Source organism: Evansella cellulosilytica DSM 2522, assembly GCF_000177235.2.
GTDB lineage: Bacteria > Bacillota > Bacilli > Bacillales > Salisediminibacteriaceae > Evansella > Evansella cellulosilytica.
Map to the genome: position 1 here is coordinate 3,797,187 of NC_014829.1, position 18,991 is coordinate 3,816,177.

Consider the following 18,991-nt stretch of genomic DNA (forward strand, 5'->3'; position numbering starts at 1 on the left):
TTTTCGACTCCCTAAATTTATAATTTATGTAATATATGTTTAAAACTGGATGTTAAGGGTAAGGCAAGGGATAAACCTTGCCTTACAGACTAGAAGCGCAAATTATTTAAAGGCATTTGCGTTATTATTGATAGCCGTTTCAGCAGAGTTGTAATTTGTAACGGTATTATCTAAAAACTTTGCATAACTATCTACAACTTGACGATATTCTTCAAAGCGAGGACTTAATGCATTAAAGTTCGTTCTAATTGTATTAGAAGCGTCACTTTGCCAAGTTTGCGATAAAGTATTCATTTCTTTTTTAATTTCCTCAAGATTACTAGATAAGGATTGATTTAAAGTTCTAATCTGATTTGCTGTTTTAGTAACCTCACCTAAAGTAATTTTAATTCCTTCTACAGCCATGTTATTCCCCCCTTTACGAATGAAATGCTAATTAGTTTGTTAAACGTTTAGCTTGATTTGCAATCTCAGTTTGTGTTTCACGATACGTTTTTGCACTCATTTTTAAGTATTCAGAGTAATCTCTCATGAGCTTTGTCATTCTTTCAAAGTCATCAGTAAAGCCTTTGATTTGATTAACAAATGCTACATTATCAACCCCTTGCCACGCAGCTCCCATACCATCTACTTCGGTGAATAGTTGACGGTATAGTCTTTCGTAGTCTGCAGCTTGCTGATCAATTCTTGTAGAAGCAGTTTCTAGCTTCGCTGGATCAACTGTAATTGAACGTGCCATGCTTTCTCACCTCCTTTACATCATATTCATTTATAGATAACTAACTTTACGTTAGTCTTCTAAACTCATTACTTAGCTTTCTGTAGGCATCCGCAACTTCTTGGAGACTTAACCTAGACTGCCCTGCTGATACACCTTTAAATTCTTGATTAATTCCGTGAGATATTTCATCTATTTCCTTTGCAATGGCATTTGCTTCCCAAATAATACTATTAATCCTTTGCCTCACTTGCGGATCCATCAGCATCCTCCTCTATCTATTAATCTTTAAAAAGATAACGATTTTGCTTCACTCAATAGTTGAGCCTCGTTTTGCTCTAATAACCTAGCCATGTCATTTAAATAAGTAATATTTGAATTAATTCTTCTCTCTGAATTTGATAAGAGATTCGTTGCTTGCCAGCTTACAGTTCTTATTTGAAAGGAATTATCCATCAGGCTAATTTGATTATTCAGAATTCTGACCATGTTTTGAAGGTCATTAGTCCGCCTCTTGACACTTTGTAATCTCGATTTATAATAGGAAGTTCTAGCAAGTTGAACTTTAATGTATGGCTCAATTGCTACTCCAGATCCTTTTATTTTATTGACTGTAGATGAAAAGAGATTTTTTGCACTCGTAATCAAATTATCAAATGCACTTTTAGTTTCATTAATTAGCTTCCGTGAAAAATTACCTAGTTTCGTTAATCCATCGACGACTGTATTTGCCGCTCGTTTTGCTTTATCAACAAGTCCTTTAACCGCATTTTCAATAATAATTAACGATGCAGTTTTAAATATGTAGAAATATGTTGTAATCTCATCTACTACTCTATTTGCAAATGCGACCGATATTTCCGCTGCAGTAAGCAACGGTTCAATTCTCTCAGCCCTTGTCATTAAAGTTGCTACTATTGGATTCCCAATATTCCGTTGTAAAGATGCCCCTTCATGCCACTCTTTAAATTCTCCGTTTTCATTAAAGTCAACGCTCCACAGGCTATGCGCATAGGCTATATCTTCACTCGCGTACTCTAAAAAAGGTTTATTCGTCGTCACTGTTTTCGTTACGTAAGGTGCGTACCCTAAAGCTGACACAATATCTCCTGTATGAACGATATACTCGTAATTATCTCCTTTAAACTTTTCTTGTTGAGCAGGAGTGAGGCTTCGCCAATGGATAGGCTGACCATTTACTATATATGCATGGAGATTATTGTCTTCATAATGATTGGCAAAAACATAGCTTGCTAGATTCCCACCTTTTGAGTGTCCGAGCAGTATTTTTTCACCACCAATGTTGTCCGTATACTTTTCAAAAAATGCATTTGCCTCCAATTGCTGTTGGATTTCTCTTCCTAGTCCCGCTTCAACATTAGAGTACCAATCTGTTCTAAGATGATCCCAATCTGAAATATCTTCACTCCCACGAAATGCTGTCGCAATGTTACCTTGATCATCAGCAAATGCATATCCTACAAAACCTGATTCAGACTTCCCACTACTATTATTCCCATCATTCGGATTGTTGTTTTGATACGCAGTTAACTCTATTCTTTGCAAACTAGGGCTATCCACTAATATACTTTCTATTAACTCAATCTCATGAAACCTGTGTTCATTTCGTTCATATTCTTTGGCTCGCTCAAAAAACTCTGTAATAGTGATACTAAAGTTATCATTATTAATATCAAAGTCTAATGGTGGAATATCCCAGTACGATAATTCCAAAAGCAAATACTTTTCCTGTTCACTCAGCTCTTTTAGAGACATGAAATTATCACTCCTCTATTTGTCTAAAATAATCAATAACTGATTCATAATTTGATACATTTTGTGTATTATTTAAATTCAATACACCATACACTTTTGCATTCAAGTTATCCCAACCTATATTGTTCACAAACACATTTGTCATATAGTTTGAAATATCATCTTTTTCATCAACAAACCCTACTGATACAGCATACCTTTTTGAAGAGACATCTTTTATAAGTTCATATAAATGATAAATTTCTTCACTATATTCACTCACAGAGGGTTTTTCATTAGTTTTGATAGCAACTACTAATGTTACTGTGACATCTCCATCAGAATGTAAAATAAAATCATCAACAGATTTATTCACCATAGAACTATCATACTTATCTGGAGTTGCTCGAAGTGTTATTCTATACTCTGAGTTGTCAGGAAGATGCTCGCTAGCTTTCAATTGTAATTTATCTTCTAATTCTTTCCCCCAACGTGCCAATAAGTAAGAATCGTTGAAACTTGTTTTATTCTTATTTTCTCTTATCGTAAAAACAATATCTGGATTTGATTTTAAATGTGCTACCGCATTTTCACTGCTAGATGATGAAGAAAATAGGCCTCCGCCTCCTTTATTAACGAACTCAATCTCAAACTCTTCATTATACGTTTCTTCTAAATACTCCAACATTTTTTCTTCCGTACTCTTCCCCATGCATCCTGTCCCTCCTATTGTTGTCGTTAGTATCAATAACAAGAACCCTATTCTCTTTATCAAAAAAGCTACTCCTCTCTCTTCAAGTTTTATCCTGCTAGTTAACAATACTTTTGAACTCTCGAAAACTTCTTACTCAACGGTTCAAAACTACTGTTAACTTCGATTCACATAACTCTCCCCTCCATAATTTTTATTGTGCTATTTAGCAAATTCTAAGAATTTATAAATAGTAATTAAATCTATGTTATTTAATTTCCTAATCAAATAAGATGTTTTAAGCAGCAAATATTTCCCTTCACCTGATAGAATTTTTGGCGCTCATTAAATTTATTTTTCTTTTGTTTTATACCTTTCTACAACATCATTCGAGTTTCTTATTTCTTCAGAAAACCTGTGATCTAAATTAATAGTTCCATACACTTTTCGATTTAAACTTCTCCACCCTATATTATTAGTGAATGATGTCCTAATAAATTCAGTGGTATCTTCATTTTCATCTACAAAGCCTATAGAAAAGAGATATCTTCTAGATCCTAAACTCTGAATCATTTGGAACAAGTTATAAATCCCTTCACTATATAAGTTTAAATCCGGTTCGTGCGGTACTTTAATACTTACTTTTAATTCAATAGACAAATCTCCATTGACAACTTCTATAAATTCTTCAGGATCGTAATCAACCATTGTTTTATCAAAAGTCCCCACTCCGGAATGAATAAAAATTCGATAATCTGCATTTCCCGGAAGTTCATTTTCTATTTTTTGACTAAATTTTTTCTCTAATTCTCTTCCCCATCGAGCTAGTAAATAGGAGTCATTATAACTAGTCTTATCCTTATTTTCTCTAACTGTAAAAACAACATTAGGATCATCTTTAAGATGTGCTACCGCATTTTCACTGCTAGATGTTGAAGAAAATAGGCCTCCGCCTCCTTTATTAACGAATTCAATCTCAAACTCTTCATTATACGTTTCTTCTAAATACTGCAACATTTTTTCCTCTGTGCTTTTACCTGTGCATCCTGCCCCCCCTATAATTGTTATTAATATCAATAACAATAACCTTATTCTATTTTTTATCAAAAACTGTTCACTCCTCTATTGGTCTATATCTTTCAATTATTGTATTGATATCTGACGTTTCCTCTGAGAACCTATGGTCCAAAATAATGACTCCGTATACTTTATTGTTTAAATTTTGCCATCCTATATTGTTTGTATATGAAGTCCTAATAAACTCAGTTATATCTTCATTTTCATCAACAAATCCAATTGAAGTAATATATCTTTGTGCCCCCAAACCTTTAACGAGTTCATATAAATTGTAAATTCCCTCACTATATAAATTTAGATCTGGATCGTTTTCTACCTTGATACTTACAATTAACTCAATTGACAAATTTCCATTAACTATTTCTATAAATTCTTTAGGATCCTTCATTCGCTCTTCAAAAGAACCGTCATAAGTTCGAACGTAAACTCTATATTGGGCTCCTTCAGGAATGTTTTGCTCTATTTCTTCTGCTAATTGAATTTCTAACTTTTTCCCCATATTTGCTAATAAAAAGCCATCGTTATATGTTTCTTGTACTTTTCCTTCTACAACACTGAATACGATTGTAGGATCTTGTTTTAGATGCGCTACAGCAGTATCCCTTTTTGGTGTTGAAGAAAACATGCCACCTTGACTTCCGACAAATTCAATCTCAAACTCTTCATTATACGTTTCTTCTAAATACTGCAACATCTTTTCTTCCGTACTTTGTCCCATGCATCCTATATTGCCTAATAGTGCAAAGGGAAAAAGAAAAATGATTATTATTCCTTTCATTAATCTCATATAACACCACTTCCCTTTGTACTTTTACATCCTCGTTTCTTATATCAACATGAGCTTAGATCCATTTATAAGTGCTATTTCCTCGACGGTTTTATTGATATCTAAAATCTCACCCGTTTTCCTATCACAAATGGGACTATCGGAAGAAGCAATGAAATAACCTTCCGTCAGTTCGGAAATTGTATTGACTAGTAAATGGACAACTTCGTGCATTTTGCTTTTTACCGGAATAAAAACGTCGTATGTGCTATTCGAGGCGGGAATATATACCTCCACTAAAACCTTATCCATAAGACATTGCCTCCTTTTGCCTATTAGATGAAGTTAATAGTTTGACTAGCTTCACTTTCCCTTTTGTAACGACATAACCAAAGTCTTGCGGGATCTCCTTATACATGTCATTGGATACTTTACTTATTTTCAATAAGAACTGTTCTGCAATACCGTTCCCTATCCATATCGCGTCGCCTAGAGAAACTTGTTTTTGGAACCAAGACTCAAACGCAATACTATTCAATTTATCAGCACTATCGGAAATAATAATGTTAACATTCAATGAATCTCCTTTATCTAAAAAGACTTTAAGCTTATCATTCGCATCCTCTGAAAGTACTGTACTTAAATCAGTGAAAGTATCTATTACACAAGTCATTTGTTCGAAATGAGGGGATTCCTTCCCTTGTTCTAGGGCATCCTTCTTCGTGTTATTTCTATAAACTAGTGTTTCAAATAACGAGATAATCATCTCTTCAACTTCTTCTCGCTCAGAAACATATTTACATTGATCCTTATTTACTTGGATATTCTCGTTCGGATCGATAACAATGACTTCGCTTTCTTCTGCCTCTGACAGTATTTCTGTAATACCTTCCATAAAGCTTGCATAATCCTCATTGCTTGCAGAAAGTACTATGTTAACAAACGACGAAGTAAAATCGTAATAGGCAACGCCCATTGATACTTTTTCTACGCCAATAGGGAGCTTTGCCACGTTACTATATTTGATTTCCTCTTGTAAGTACTGTGTATCCACCTTTTCTGGTAAAACAGGTATTCGCTTTGCAGAAGATTTCCCCCAGACTTCTTGTTTTCTCTCACAATAGTCAATAATATAGGTATACATATCTTCAATACCTTCAGTAATATGAGCAACTTGAAATTCATACGTAGCATCAGACTTAAATATTCCTCTTCCTTTATGCTTTGATGGATATACACCGTCTACATTACCTAAAACACCAGAATAATCGGATGTATCATTTAACTGAAGCACATACATCTGTTTAAAGTTTTGTAATAAACGGAATCTAACTGCACTTGTATTTGCAGCTGTCAAAATAAAGTAAATACCGTATCTTAACCCTTCTCGTGTTAAAAAGGAGATTGTTTCTTCATGCTCCTCGTACATCTCAGAAAATGCAGCATAGTTGTGAATCACAGCGATTATGGAAGGTATTGTCTTTTCAGAGACTTGGTTGTACGTCACAAAGTCTCCTCCAAAATTTGCAAACACCTTTCTCCTGTTATCAATCTCTGAATTTAACATTTTGAATAAATTACTAATTTTCTCTGCCTCATGAGAAAGCACGACATCACCTACATGTGGCGCATTTCTATACCATGTCAACGACTCTGAACTGAAATCTAGTAAGTAAAACTGTACCTCCTCAGGTGTATGCTCCTCCATTAAAGAATAAATAATTGACGCGATAAAGGTAGTTTTTCCACTACCTGCAACACCGTAAATAACGGCATTTCCCTCATCAGAAATTGGCATCCTCATGAGCAGCTGATTTTGATTAGCCGGATCATCATATTCACCGATTATAGGATTTAATCTGAATTTCTCAGGAACTTTACGATATTTTTCTCTAATACTATCTAAATAAATCAGTGCTGGTATTGGCTCTAACCATAGAGGCTTCACTTTAATATTTTCCTGCTTTGCAAGCGTCTCTAAATACTTAGTTACCTCATCAATTTGCTTAGGAGGATTTTTCACACTACTTTTTTGCTTATCAATTTTCGCACTCGTAATAACACGGCCTAGGTTGTCAATAATGCTAATGCTGTTATCTTCACTTTTCTCCACTTTCTCAGCAGGATAATACGGCGCACCTGCCCATGCAGATTGCCCTAACTCGAATAACTCGTTATACCCAACTTGCAAATAAAAACGTCCCGTTGTTGAAAGCTCAGCGGCATCTGGCCGCTTAATCACTTCCATACTATCCGCTTTCTCTTGAACCTTTAAGCTAATTCTAAATTTACTATTACTCCAAATTTGGTCATCTACGACCCCAGATGGTTTTTGGGTTGCCAAAATAAGGTGTACACCGAGGCTACGCCCAATTCTAGCTGCACTGACTAACTGATCCATAAATTCTGGTTGCTGGGTTTTTAATTCAGCAAACTCGTCGGATATCATAAACAAGTGCTGTAATGGTTCTTTTACTAACCCTTCACGATAAAGCTTTTGATATTTATAAATATCAATATTACTTTCATTCATCTCTCTACTAGCCTTACTAAATAGTGATTGTCGCCGCTTCAGCTCACTTTGAATGGAAATGAGTGAGCGCTTAACGGCAGCACCATCTAAGTTCGTAATTGTCCCTGCTAAGTGAGGTAAGTTTAAAAATGCATTCGCCATACCTCCGCCCTTATAGTCTATTAATATAAAGGCAACCTCGTCGGGATGGTAATTTACAGCTAATGAAAGAATGAATGTCATAATAAACTCACTTTTCCCCGAGCCTGTCATTCCGGCTATTAATCCGTGAGGACCATGATATTTTTCATGGAGGTCGATATTAAATGATTCTCCCATTCTATTAACACCGATCGGCGTTTCAATCGTTAATGTTGGGTTATTTTCTTTCCATCTTGTTAATGAGTTAAGGTGTTCAATTTTACTAACACCGAACATTTCTAAAAACGTGAGCATATCAGGTAGGCTATATTCCTCTAAGGATGTTGCCAGTTGGATATTGGCTAACTTTACAGAAAGATTCTCTGGATTATCTCGATAAAAAATGTCCGCATTAAAGGCCGTATATTGCCCTGTAATATCATCTTTATCATAGATTTTCGAATAATTTTTACCTAGCTCTACTACTTTTGAACATTCTTTTGGTAATAGCGCCAAATCGTCATATAGCGTAACTAAGCTAAATCCGATACTTTTTTTCTCTTTTAAAAGCAAATTGAACATTTCCGCTTTCGATGCAAGTGATTTACTCATCGAAAATACAACATAATGTTGATTCACATCTGCTAAATCCTGCTCTGATAGTTCAGATTGATATTTAATCTCTTTTTCAAAATATGCAGAAAGCTCCTTTAGTTCGTTCGCATTTGCGGCAATAAAGCGAATGACTTTTCCTTCGTCCCACACATGAGGTAACCATTTTGCAAACGCCCAATCCTCTTGCTCCTTTTCATCATAAATAAGTACGAGCTTCAATTCATCATAGCTATGTAGTGTTGCTAATTGAAGAATAAGTCCTTTTACAAAATCCTTCACTTCATTTCGTGGCCCAATAATTCCACTTACTTGCTCTTCCATCAGTCCTAATGTTACGGGAACCTTCTTTAATATTTGCGGTGCTTCTACAATTTCATATAATTCTTCCTGCAAATTATCATCGTCTAGCGTAAACTTTTTCTCTGGATACTTTATATCAGCCTCTAACGGTAAGTCACCAATTCCTAATCGTACCTTTAAGAAGTCATTTTGACCTATGACCCTTTCCCATAAATTTCTTTTTCTTTTCTTCACTCTGTCCAATAGAATCGGTAAAGGAACGTGGTTTTCATGCAAGATTTCACTTTGATGACGCCCTTCTTCAATAATGACTTCCTTCATTTCTTCTAAATATTGCTTATATTTTTCTTGCCGCTTTTTCTCATTTTTGATTCTCTTTTTCTTCTCGTATTTCTTCGTTAAAATTGGCCAAAGCACCATACCAATGATCATACTGAAGGACATAATTAATGTCGGAATGGCATACATCATATTCCCGTCAGAACTTAAAGCTCGTTGAAGAACGAAAATCCCCATCGTTAACGACGCCATACCCATGGTGATAGATGGCCCTAACATTAACATTAACGGTGTTTCTTCTGTATTATTCTTTTGCGGTGGTGGATCAATTTTAATTTCTCTTTTCTCTATGTCCCGCTTAAATCTAGGTGATCGATAAAACAAATTCGGATCTGATTCATCTGTTCTAAAATCATCAAGAGGATCTTCCTCTTCCATGATGGGCTTCTCACTTATAAAAGGTTTCAATGCATGGCGATCTAATAGCACGAGGTCATGCGGGTTGTTTAGTGACAATAATCTGCCATTATATATTATTTTGAGACCCATGATGTAAATAACATCACCAATTTCAAGTTGCGCTTCTGTCACTTTCTTCCCATTTACATAAGTCCCATTCGAACTATTATTATCCTTTATCACTGTATGTCCGTTCACATCATACTCAATCACACAGTGCACACTTGACACTAATTTATTTGAAAAACAAATTTGTGACTCTTTCGATCTACCAATCCTAATCGTTTTTTTCATCACATGGTGTCTCGTATATTCATTTAAACCCGATGTTTGAGGTTCAACGTACAATAGGGCAACCGATCCATCGTCTTGAAAAATAGAGTATGTTTGAAAAGGCTCTATTACTTGACTTATGATGACTTGAGCATGCGTATCCTTTAGAAAAGCATGCTTATTTGACTTTAAAAACCATTGCCCATCTTGTGCTTCAATGGCCATGATATCTTTGTCATCCGTTGAAAGTATGTATTTTCCGGTTATGCGCTCAGGGAGTACAGTAGTAACTGCCTTCCCATTAGCAAAGAGTGTTAATATCATGGCTTTACCTCCCTCTGAATCTATTGTTATATGAAAGCTAATCTATCGTCACACCAATTTTTATAAACATGTACTGTAATGTTTCATCACCTGATACCACATGAAAAATAGGGGTTATTTGTTTTAATTGCTGCTCTTCGATATAGTCAATCAATGCCCTGTACGCAATCTCTGTTTTCGTTTCGAATTCATCAAATAAACATAAAGAGATCATATCCTCAACACTAAAATAGCTATGAAAATACTGCCCATCTAAAAGTGCCATATCATCTTCTTCAATCGGCATAAATAACTCAATTTGCATTATTTCATCTAGTGGAATATTGTTTAAAGAATAAAAGAGTGGTCCCTTTAACGTCCCTTCCTGTTCGACTATTTCAGTGACAAATTCTTCAATGACTGAATCTAAGTCTCTGTAATAAACTTGATACCTTTTTGATACAACATTCTTATAGCGAATGGAATCCATTGGATTAATCATTGGACCCCTCCTCGACGATTGGAGCGAAAACATCTATCATACCGTCACCATAAACATCTAAATATATGTTATAAAACGGTTCACTAATTTTTACCGTATATGCATCTGCACACTCACGAAGAATGTCATACGTTTCTTCAATATCTTCCTCTAAATCAGCATGTCTAACAATTAGTACATCTGGAAACTCAAACAACTCTATAAAGCTAAATTGCCCGCTGTCTTTCATTTCTACTGGTCTATTTACTGGGACATAAAATATATAGTCTGCTTCGTTCGCTGCTTCATCAATATTTGCGACTTGATAAATGATCGGCCCTGTACTGTATAGCCCATTCTTTATGATTGCATTCCTAAATTCTCTAGCAGCATGAAACCATTCGTTCATATCCGTACGCGCCTTCGCACTTATCACATTGTTAAACACTACTGGCCCACGTTTAATTTTCATCTAAACACCCCTCGAATTAGTTCCCCATATAAAAACTAAATTGTTTTTAGTTTCCTTGCAGCAAATAAACAAACCCTAAAAATGATGAGCAATAATAAAGAGAGTATACTTGCCATGAATAGATACACACTCATGCTCTCTATGACATTTTCAACTTCAAATACTCCTCTCATTGCATTGCGTATATAAAGTCCACAGAACACTATGAAAATAAGTAGCGTTAGTTGCAACCAGACGATAACGACAGCTAAAAATGGGGCTTTTTCTCCACTCACTAAACTTGCCCTGCTCCTGAACACTGTCAAAGGCCTAAAAAACCAATACGATAAAGGATACTGATTGACTTGCAATTGTTTTTTTCTATTTGCATTCGGTTTTATCGACTTCTTATTATCGACTTTCTCTTCAGGTACAATGAAAGAAGGAAAACGAAATTTGCAGTAAGCAATAAGTAGAAACTCTGGCCAAGCCATTGCAATGCCATATTGAATCACAACGGTTACTACGATAAAAAATAGTAGTTCAGTCAATTCACCGAAGCTCGTTTCGAAACTAGCTCTTGCAACGAGACCTCCTATCATTGATGCTGCGAAAATAATAGGCAAGCTGACGTACCCTTTTGATTGTTGAAAATTGTAAAGACCTTTCCCGCCATGCCTGAAGTGCCCTTGTTTTACCCTTTTAATCGATCGAGCAATAGAAAATAGTAAAAAAACAATTCCACCTAAAATAATCAATAACATGCCATAATCTATCAAAATAGGCAAACCTCTATCTTCTCGAATCAAAAAGATAAATTGATAAAAATCTATTGATAACTTTAGTGAAAATAGACAAACAAAAATCATTTGGATCCTTTGAAACCGATAAAACGTTTTAGGAAACGAAAAAAATACGGTCACTAGGAACTGAATACATAATAGTAAATAATTTATCGTAACGATATTTTCCCAATGTGGTGCTTGAATATAAATACTGTAGCTTGTAGCAAACGATGTCACAGCTGTAACTACTGCACTGGCTCCTAGTACTCCCCAAAAGAATATAAAGATGCGTGCAGGGTGAATACGATCATATGCAACATCTTCTAGTAGAAAGAAGTCCTCTTTTTTATAAGCACTCAACATATTTTTTCACACCTACCAAAATATCTTATTAAACTCTTTTTTAATGTTATTTACTGCGGTAGAAGTAGTGTTTTTAATACTTTCTCCCGCTCCACCTATCCAATCTGCTGCTGAATCAACCGCTTTATTAGCTATACTTTTCGTTCTGTCCACAATACTTCGCTTCGGATCGCCAAATCCTATATTTAAACCTGCATTCACTACTAAGCCTGCTCCAGCCCCTACAACTGTACCTACAGGAGGTAAAAAGAATGATCCTGCCGCTGCTCCAATGGCCGCTGCTCCTGCTGCACTACCAATATCAACTGCTGTATCTACGACAAATTCTTTAGAAGCGATCCCGTGCTCACTTGCATTCTGGTACACTGTAAAGCCTGTTCCAAAGATTCCGAGAGCTTTACCACCTTTTGACAATGTCGTAGAGTTTTTCCAATTCAGTGCATCATCCCATACTTTTAATTGGCCCTTTAACGTATCGAAGCCTGTTTTTGTAGCAACACTCCATTTATTTTCACCGAGATTATTAATACTTCGGCTAAGTGCATCAAAATCTGTATTTCTAAATTTGTTACTATTTGACTTATAATAGCCATGCTGTTTATCATACAGTAGCACGCCATTTTTAGAATCTATCTTCCTCCAAAAGCCGTTCCCCCACTTAGCTGTTCCTCCTAAAGCACCTGGTAACATTGCACGTGTATGGCCGTTTCGCTTTCCTACTAACTTTAAATGTACTTGCCCATTAACCCTATGCATGAAAAAATTCATGCCATTTTTTGATCTTAGGAATAAATCTGAGTTTAAAAAAGGACGAACATATTTACTCATCGTATGAGTTGCTGTTAAGGCCCCTATAAGTGAAATACTTCTCTTTTCCACTTCCTTAAACTCTCTATTTGCAGAATCATCCGCCCGACAATATGCTTGCATAGAGTTCCCAACAAATTTTTCTAGCATTTTCATTTTCGATTCGAGCTTAGCTAGGTCTTGGCTTACACTATTCAATCTTCCACGAATATTACGCCTAGCTGCTATACGGTTATCCAAGCTATATTGCAGGGAAGATAAGCCACTTTTCATATCAGATATTTGGTTCACTACATTTGACAAACTAGGAATTGTACTGTTAACGAGTCCTACTCTAATTTGAATTGCTGACATTTTGCTTTTTCCTCCTTACCTCGCTAATCTTGCCCGTTCAGCAGCTGCTCTTTCTGCAGCAGCTCTCTCTGCAGCAGCCCTTTCTGCGGCACGTTTCGCTTCTTCCTCTTCTCTTTTAATTTCATAAGCTGTCGTAACAATATCAGAGCTAATGGCTTGTAATCGGTTGTTCACACTATTCATTTCTCCTCTTAAGTCATCAATAGCATAGTTGATAAATGACATTTCACGAGCATTCCAACCATTATTCAAACTACCTCTGACACCAGATAAACTACTTCTTATTGCTTTCATTGTTGAAGCATAGTCTCTCACTCGATTGGCTTGGGAGTTTGCCAAACTTACGTTAATACTCATTTTTATCACCATCTTCTATTTTTTTCTTAAAGCAATTCATTTACTTTAGTATTGTTATTGCTAAAGTAGAAATAGCGATACTAAAATAAATGGGGATGAACCTTGAGAGGGGAATCCCCCTCTCAGATTCATACATCATTTAATCCTCTAGCTCCATCTCTTCTACTTTTTTTGCTTTTTTCCGTCTTACAACAATTACGGAGATTCCAGCTGAAATCATTCCTAGTAGTCCCACGATAGAACCAGCAAATAATGGCGTGTTCTCATAGTATTTAGTCAGGATACTTTTCTCTGCAATTTCAAAAGGTATCGTATAAACTGTTTCATTACCAGCCTCGTCATACGCCTCAACTACGACCTCATATTCATTTATTTCTGAGATGGTTGTTCGTATTACTTCAAAATCATCTTCCATCTCTACCTCACCACTAAACAACTCGCCATTAATGGTGATAGATTGAATTTTGTCCTCTGGATTCTCTAATCGAATGCTCAAGTCAATTGGATCGTAATAGATCTCATTACTCGTCACCCCTTCATAAACGACAACTGGTGGGGTCATATCAATAACAAACTCCACGGATAGTTGAGTGATGTTACCAGCACTATCACGTAATTCAAAGAAAAGTACGTGTAGCCCCTCTTCCTCAATAGGATCACCTAAGTTGTATGGCCGTCCATTTAACGTAATAGAGAGAATTTCGTAAGGACTTAAGCTATCGATAATAAATTCTGGTATAACATAACTATTAAAATATTGATTTGATAAAGGTTCTGTGAATCGAATGGTTGGTGCTGTTTTATCTATCGTAAATACAATTGTTCGTGAAGAAACATTATCTGCTAAATCTGTTACAACAGCTCTTAAAATGTAATCCATTTCCTCTTCTAATAATGTTCCATTAACAAAAGGTTCGTCATTTAATGTGACAGATGTTCTACTCGTGTCTAAGTTCGTATCCGAATACGTTACCTCTGGAGTAATAGATTTATTAAAGAAGCCTTCTACTACACCAGCAATTTGTAGTGTCGGTTTCGTAGTATCTAAGGTGAAACTAATCTCTAATGTTGTCTCATTCCCTGCCCTATCAGCTGCTTTAACAATATAGTTATAAATCATATCTCTTGATGCTGTTGGTATTCTTCCAGTAACATCTGAACCATTTAACGTGACGGAAACAATTGTGTCCTCTGACTCAGTTAGTGCAAAGATAGGTGTGAATATTTGGTTTATATATTCTCCATTTTCTATTACTCTATTTTCACCACTCATCATAGGCGTAATTTCTGGAGGTGTTTTATCAATCGTAAATGTCACTTCTTCTGTTGTTATATTTCCGGCCTTATCTGTAGCCTCTACTTGCAACACATACGTACCCTCTTGACTAAAATTGTGATTTAGTGATGCAACATTTCCGTTAACAGTAAAGCCTCCTACTTGATAATTGGCACCATTTCTAGTCACGGTCACTCTATTAATATCTAAATTTCTATCCGTTATCCTTACTTGAACAGCACGATCAGTATTATAATAAGCCTCATTGTCCACTCCCGTTATCTCGATTTGTGGATTAGTCTTATCAATAGTGAATGTCACATTTTGAGTTACTGGTCCATTTCCTGCCTTATCAGTAGCGGTAATAGCAATCGTATACAAGCCGTCATCTGCAAAAGTATGACTTAAGCGTGATACCTTTCCACTATTTCTCCATTGACCGATTTGATATGGCTGCCCATCCTTTGTAACTTGAAGTTCTACATTGTTTGTTGCGTAATTTAACTCATCTACAGAAATGGTAACCGTCTTGTTCTCTGCGTTAAATGAGTTATGATCAACACCATCTATTTTCACTACAGGCTTCGTACTATCAATAACGAAAGCAATTGTCTCATGAGTAGCTGTATTTCCAGCTTTGTCAGTTGATTCTAACCGTAAAACATAGTTACCTTCTTGCTTGAAGTGATGACTTAACGTCGCTGTCGTTTTAGAGTTAGATTGCATCGTAAAGTTCCCAATATCGTTATAAGGATTCCCATTTCTAGTCACTCGTAAGTTCGTTTTAGATAAATCAATCGTAGTATCTGTCACGCGAAAGTTAACCGTTCTTGATTGATAATGCATATTATTCTCTACGTTACTTATTTGTAATTGTGGCTTTACTTTATCAATTGTGAAAGTAACTTCCTTAGCTTCCGCCTTATTGCCTGCAGCATCAGTAGCTGTTACTCGGACAGTATACTCGAACTCTTCTTTAAACTCGTATTGTTTTTTCGAACGAGGATCTGTGTTTTCCCACACCATTGTATAGTTGTTTTTGACTTCCTTTGTAACTGGATTCCTTTCAGTTACTTCTACAGTTACGTTGTTATTTTCATAATTTTGTTCAACAACTTCTACAGTTACCTTTTGATTTTTGTTGCTGTATCTTTCGACATCACTAATAGATATTGTTGGCTTTGTATTGTCTAAAGTGAAACGTAACGTTTCTTCCTTTGCCTTATTTCCTGCTTTATCAGTAGCGTTTACTATTATTTTGTATTCGCCATCTTCAAATCGATCATCGAATGGTAACGTAAGTCGAGATACTCTTCCTGTATTATTCCACTCTTCAAAACGATCATCTGTAAAAGTTCTTCCATCTTTCTCTACTTTAATCTCAACATTATTTGTATCAAAATATCGTTCTGTTACCTCGATGGTTACATCGCCTTTTTGAACAAACCCCTTATTATCAATACCTGAAATTGAAATGGTAGGTACTGTTTTATCAATGACAAATTTCACATTCTCTTCGGTTTTTTCGTTGCCTACTCGATCTATAGATATGACCTTCACTTCGTACGTCCCCTCTTCAGTGAACGTATGAGTGTATTCAACCTTTCTGTCTGATTTCTTTTCTTCTTTAAAACGATTGCTGTATTGTTCTCCATCTTTCAATACAATAATGTCTGTATTCTCTAAATCTAGTGTCATATCCTCGACTGTAATCGCGACGTCTTGATCTTTATTATAATGTGCGCCTGATTCTACCCCCGACACATTGATTGTTGGTGATTGTGTATCAACAGTGAATCTTACCGTATCATGCACCGATTCATTCCCAGCTTTATCTGTTGAATGAACATTAATTTCATATATACCATCCCGTGTAAATGTATATTCGTTTTTCGCTTCTGTATCGTTTACGATTTCTAGTTGATCTATTGAAACTTCACTAGTTTCTCCACTCATATTCGTTCTAGTCACTTTTACTTCCGTATTCGATACATCTAAATTCGTATCCTGTGCACGAATAATAACTTTGTTATTTTCGTCAAATGGCTCCTTATACTCTTGCCCATTCTCTACCCCTTCAATCGATAAAGTTGGCGCTATCGTATCATTCACAAATGAAACAACATCTATGCTCGTATTAGTTGCCAAGTCTGTAGACGTAACAATAAACTGATACACGCCATCTTCAGTAAACGTATACTCCCCTTCTAATCTCGTTTCCCCTATCACACTGTATGGAATATTGCTGTTATAATCTACCCAATCATCACCATCCATTACTTTAGCAACGATTGACGTATTCTCTTCATCTAGCGTAAAGTCCTCGACCGAAAAAGTCACAGTCGGTATATGATAATATTCGTTACTTTCTACGCCTGTAATCTCGATGACTGGATTCGTTGTATCAATTGTAAAAGGAATTGCCTCTAGATGAGACTTGTTCCCTGCTTTGTCCGTAGAATCGACATATAGTTCATACACGCCATCATGTTCGTCAGTTTCGGAAAATGAAAATTCATACTGCACAGAGCCGTCTTCTAACCATTCTTTTTGAAAATCCTCTGTACTTAAGTATTCCTCACTATTTTTTTCTAGCTTAATAGAAGCTGGGTTAACTTCTTGAATGTTCTCATCTGATATTTGGACAAGTATGTGTGGTAATTCATTATATACAGCTCCAGCCTCTACACCATCAACAATTACCTCTGGAGTTAACGTATCAACAGTGAGATGAAATGCTTCTAATTCAAACGTATCACCTGGATTAAATGGCCAATCTCTTTCTATTATCGTTGTCTTTAGTACATATTCTCCATCTTCGCTAAAGTCAATCCTAATCGAAGCGCTAGTATTTATCCCTCTATATTCCCTCTCTATTACTTCTTCGATAACTCCGTCCTTACTTATTTCTATTTCAACTTTTTGTATAGATCTTCCATTAGTAGCCGAAAAACGAATACGCTCTTGCTTGGAAAACCCACCATTTTCAATGATTCCATCACTGTCAGTAAAATCCCATTTAACACCTTCTTTATTGATGGAAAATTGGATCGTTTTTTCTGATGCACGATTCCCCAACTTATCTTGTGCATTGATAACAATCCTGTAATCTCCGTCGCTATCAAACTCAGCTTCAAACGTAAGACTTGAATCGCCCTCTACAACAGACCAATATTTCCCTATATACTCATCGTTCTTGAAAACATTTATGTCAACACCGTCGCTCGTTATATTTTTATCTTCAACTAGTAACTCGACATTAAAATAGCTTTCAAAATTTGTTCCATTTAGATTATCTGGATTTATAACCGATACGCTTGGTGCTGTAGTATCGCGCTCAAAGTAAAACGCTCGGCTTATAGCTGGGATATTCCATTCATTATCCTCATTAAACTGTAACAATAGATCTAACTTGCCATCTTCATTTGCAGGTAAAGTAACTTCAACAGAATATACCCCTGTAAACTGCTGAATCGTTTCGTATTGTTCTTCTTGTTCTTCGTGCTCTTCATTTGTATCTTCTTCGTTTTGGTTTTCTTCTTGCTCGTTTTCTTCGCCTTGCTCTTCATTGTTTCCATCGCTGTTTTGTTGATCTTCTTGTTGCTCGTTACCTTCCTGACCTTCTGCTATTTCTTCGTTATTGCTTTCTAATTCATCAGAATCTTCATGCGCGTCGGAGTTCTCCTCACCCACATCGCTATCCGGTTGTTCCGGTTGTTCTGTATCTATTGGATCTTCTGATTGTTCTTGTTCTTCACCGTTTTCTGGATCCTCTGGTTCTTTTGAATCTCCATTATCAGGGTGATCGTCCTCTTCAGGCACTTCAGGAACAATCGGAACCTCGACTTCTATATAATTTGGTTCAATAGAAATTTTCGATTCATCTAGCGGTACACCATTGTACTCAGCTTCTAGCATAAAAGGTAAAACTAATTCATCAAATGATTCTATGTAGTCTTCGCTTAAGTTGATATCAAACGTCAATTCGTTATCAAAGAAATACCATTCCTTATCGAATTGACTTGACATTTCCCAATTATCTTCGTTATATACGATATGTCTCTCTGTGCCATCAAGTGAGAAAACGCTACTACTAATGAATACAGCTGAGAGTATGAGCAACACTGCAGTAATCCATTTTACATACTTGTTTTTCTTATAGTAGTTCATCACTTTTGCTGTCATTTTCAGATCCCTCCTTATGGAATGTTAGGGCACTGAAAAAGGA

At 35.9% G+C, this 18,991-nt stretch carries 15 protein-coding genes; all 15 read right to left on the bottom strand.

All coding sequences use genetic code 11. The features are described from left to right. Positions 1 to 102 precede the first annotated feature (102 nt). On the bottom strand, positions 103 to 405 hold the full coding sequence (locus tag BCELL_RS17600; RefSeq protein ID WP_013490124.1) for a pore-forming ESAT-6 family protein: 303 nt from the start codon (positions 403 to 405) through the stop codon (positions 103 to 105). A gap of 31 nt (positions 406 to 436) precedes the next feature. Continuing rightward, the gene (locus BCELL_RS17605; protein WP_013490125.1) at positions 437 to 739 is read right to left on the bottom strand and encodes a WXG100 family type VII secretion target; all 303 of its coding nucleotides are present in this window, start codon (positions 737 to 739) and stop codon (positions 437 to 439) included. A 46-nt stretch (positions 740 to 785) separates the two neighbouring features. Then, positions 786 to 980, bottom strand: a complete 195-nt coding sequence (locus tag BCELL_RS17610; protein ID WP_013490126.1) for a hypothetical protein — start codon at positions 978 to 980, stop codon at positions 786 to 788. A 26-nt stretch (positions 981 to 1,006) separates the two neighbouring features. After that, positions 1,007 to 2,494 (bottom strand): Mbeg1-like protein, encoded by a 1,488-nt coding sequence (locus BCELL_RS17615; protein WP_013490127.1) that lies wholly within the window; start codon positions 2,492 to 2,494, stop codon positions 1,007 to 1,009. Positions 2,495 to 2,501: 7 nt separating this feature from the next. After that, entirely contained in the window at positions 2,502 to 3,185 is a 684-nt protein-coding gene (locus tag BCELL_RS17620; RefSeq protein ID WP_041808389.1) for a hypothetical protein, read from the bottom strand. Between the two features lie 330 nt (positions 3,186 to 3,515). Continuing rightward, positions 3,516 to 4,271, bottom strand: a complete 756-nt coding sequence (locus tag BCELL_RS17625; protein ID WP_013490129.1) for a hypothetical protein — start codon at positions 4,269 to 4,271, stop codon at positions 3,516 to 3,518. A gap of 7 nt (positions 4,272 to 4,278) precedes the next feature. Continuing rightward, a complete protein-coding gene (locus BCELL_RS17630) occupies positions 4,279 to 5,028 on the bottom strand; it encodes a hypothetical protein (protein ID WP_013490130.1) in 750 nt (249 codons plus the stop codon). A gap of 39 nt (positions 5,029 to 5,067) precedes the next feature. Then, positions 5,068 to 5,319 (bottom strand): hypothetical protein, encoded by a 252-nt coding sequence (locus tag BCELL_RS17635; protein ID WP_013490131.1) that lies wholly within the window; start codon positions 5,317 to 5,319, stop codon positions 5,068 to 5,070. After that, positions 5,312 to 9,910, bottom strand: coding sequence for a type VII secretion protein EssC (gene essC / locus BCELL_RS17640; protein WP_013490132.1), 4,599 nt, complete (start codon positions 9,908 to 9,910; stop codon positions 5,312 to 5,314). Before essC ends, BCELL_RS17635 begins: the two co-directional genes overlap by 8 nt. A gap of 37 nt (positions 9,911 to 9,947) precedes the next feature. Then, the gene (locus tag BCELL_RS17645) at positions 9,948 to 10,391 is read right to left on the bottom strand and encodes a DUF5085 family protein (protein ID WP_013490133.1); all 444 of its coding nucleotides are present in this window, start codon (positions 10,389 to 10,391) and stop codon (positions 9,948 to 9,950) included. Next, positions 10,384 to 10,842 (bottom strand): DUF5085 family protein, encoded by a 459-nt coding sequence (locus tag BCELL_RS17650; protein WP_013490134.1) that lies wholly within the window; start codon positions 10,840 to 10,842, stop codon positions 10,384 to 10,386. The genes BCELL_RS17645 and BCELL_RS17650 overlap by 8 nt, the downstream gene beginning before the upstream one ends. A gap of 35 nt (positions 10,843 to 10,877) precedes the next feature. Continuing rightward, a complete protein-coding gene (locus BCELL_RS17655; RefSeq protein WP_013490135.1) occupies positions 10,878 to 11,969 on the bottom strand; it encodes a hypothetical protein in 1,092 nt (363 codons plus the stop codon). A gap of 12 nt (positions 11,970 to 11,981) precedes the next feature. Next, positions 11,982 to 13,130, bottom strand: coding sequence for a hypothetical protein (locus BCELL_RS21765; RefSeq protein WP_013490136.1), 1,149 nt, complete (start codon positions 13,128 to 13,130; stop codon positions 11,982 to 11,984). A 15-nt stretch (positions 13,131 to 13,145) separates the two neighbouring features. Beyond that, entirely contained in the window at positions 13,146 to 13,487 is a 342-nt protein-coding gene (locus BCELL_RS17665) for a hypothetical protein (protein ID WP_013490137.1), read from the bottom strand. A 139-nt stretch (positions 13,488 to 13,626) separates the two neighbouring features. Beyond that, positions 13,627 to 18,948 (bottom strand): Ig-like domain-containing protein, encoded by a 5,322-nt coding sequence (locus BCELL_RS17670; RefSeq protein ID WP_013490138.1) that lies wholly within the window; start codon positions 18,946 to 18,948, stop codon positions 13,627 to 13,629. Positions 18,949 to 18,991: the final 43 nt, after the last annotated feature.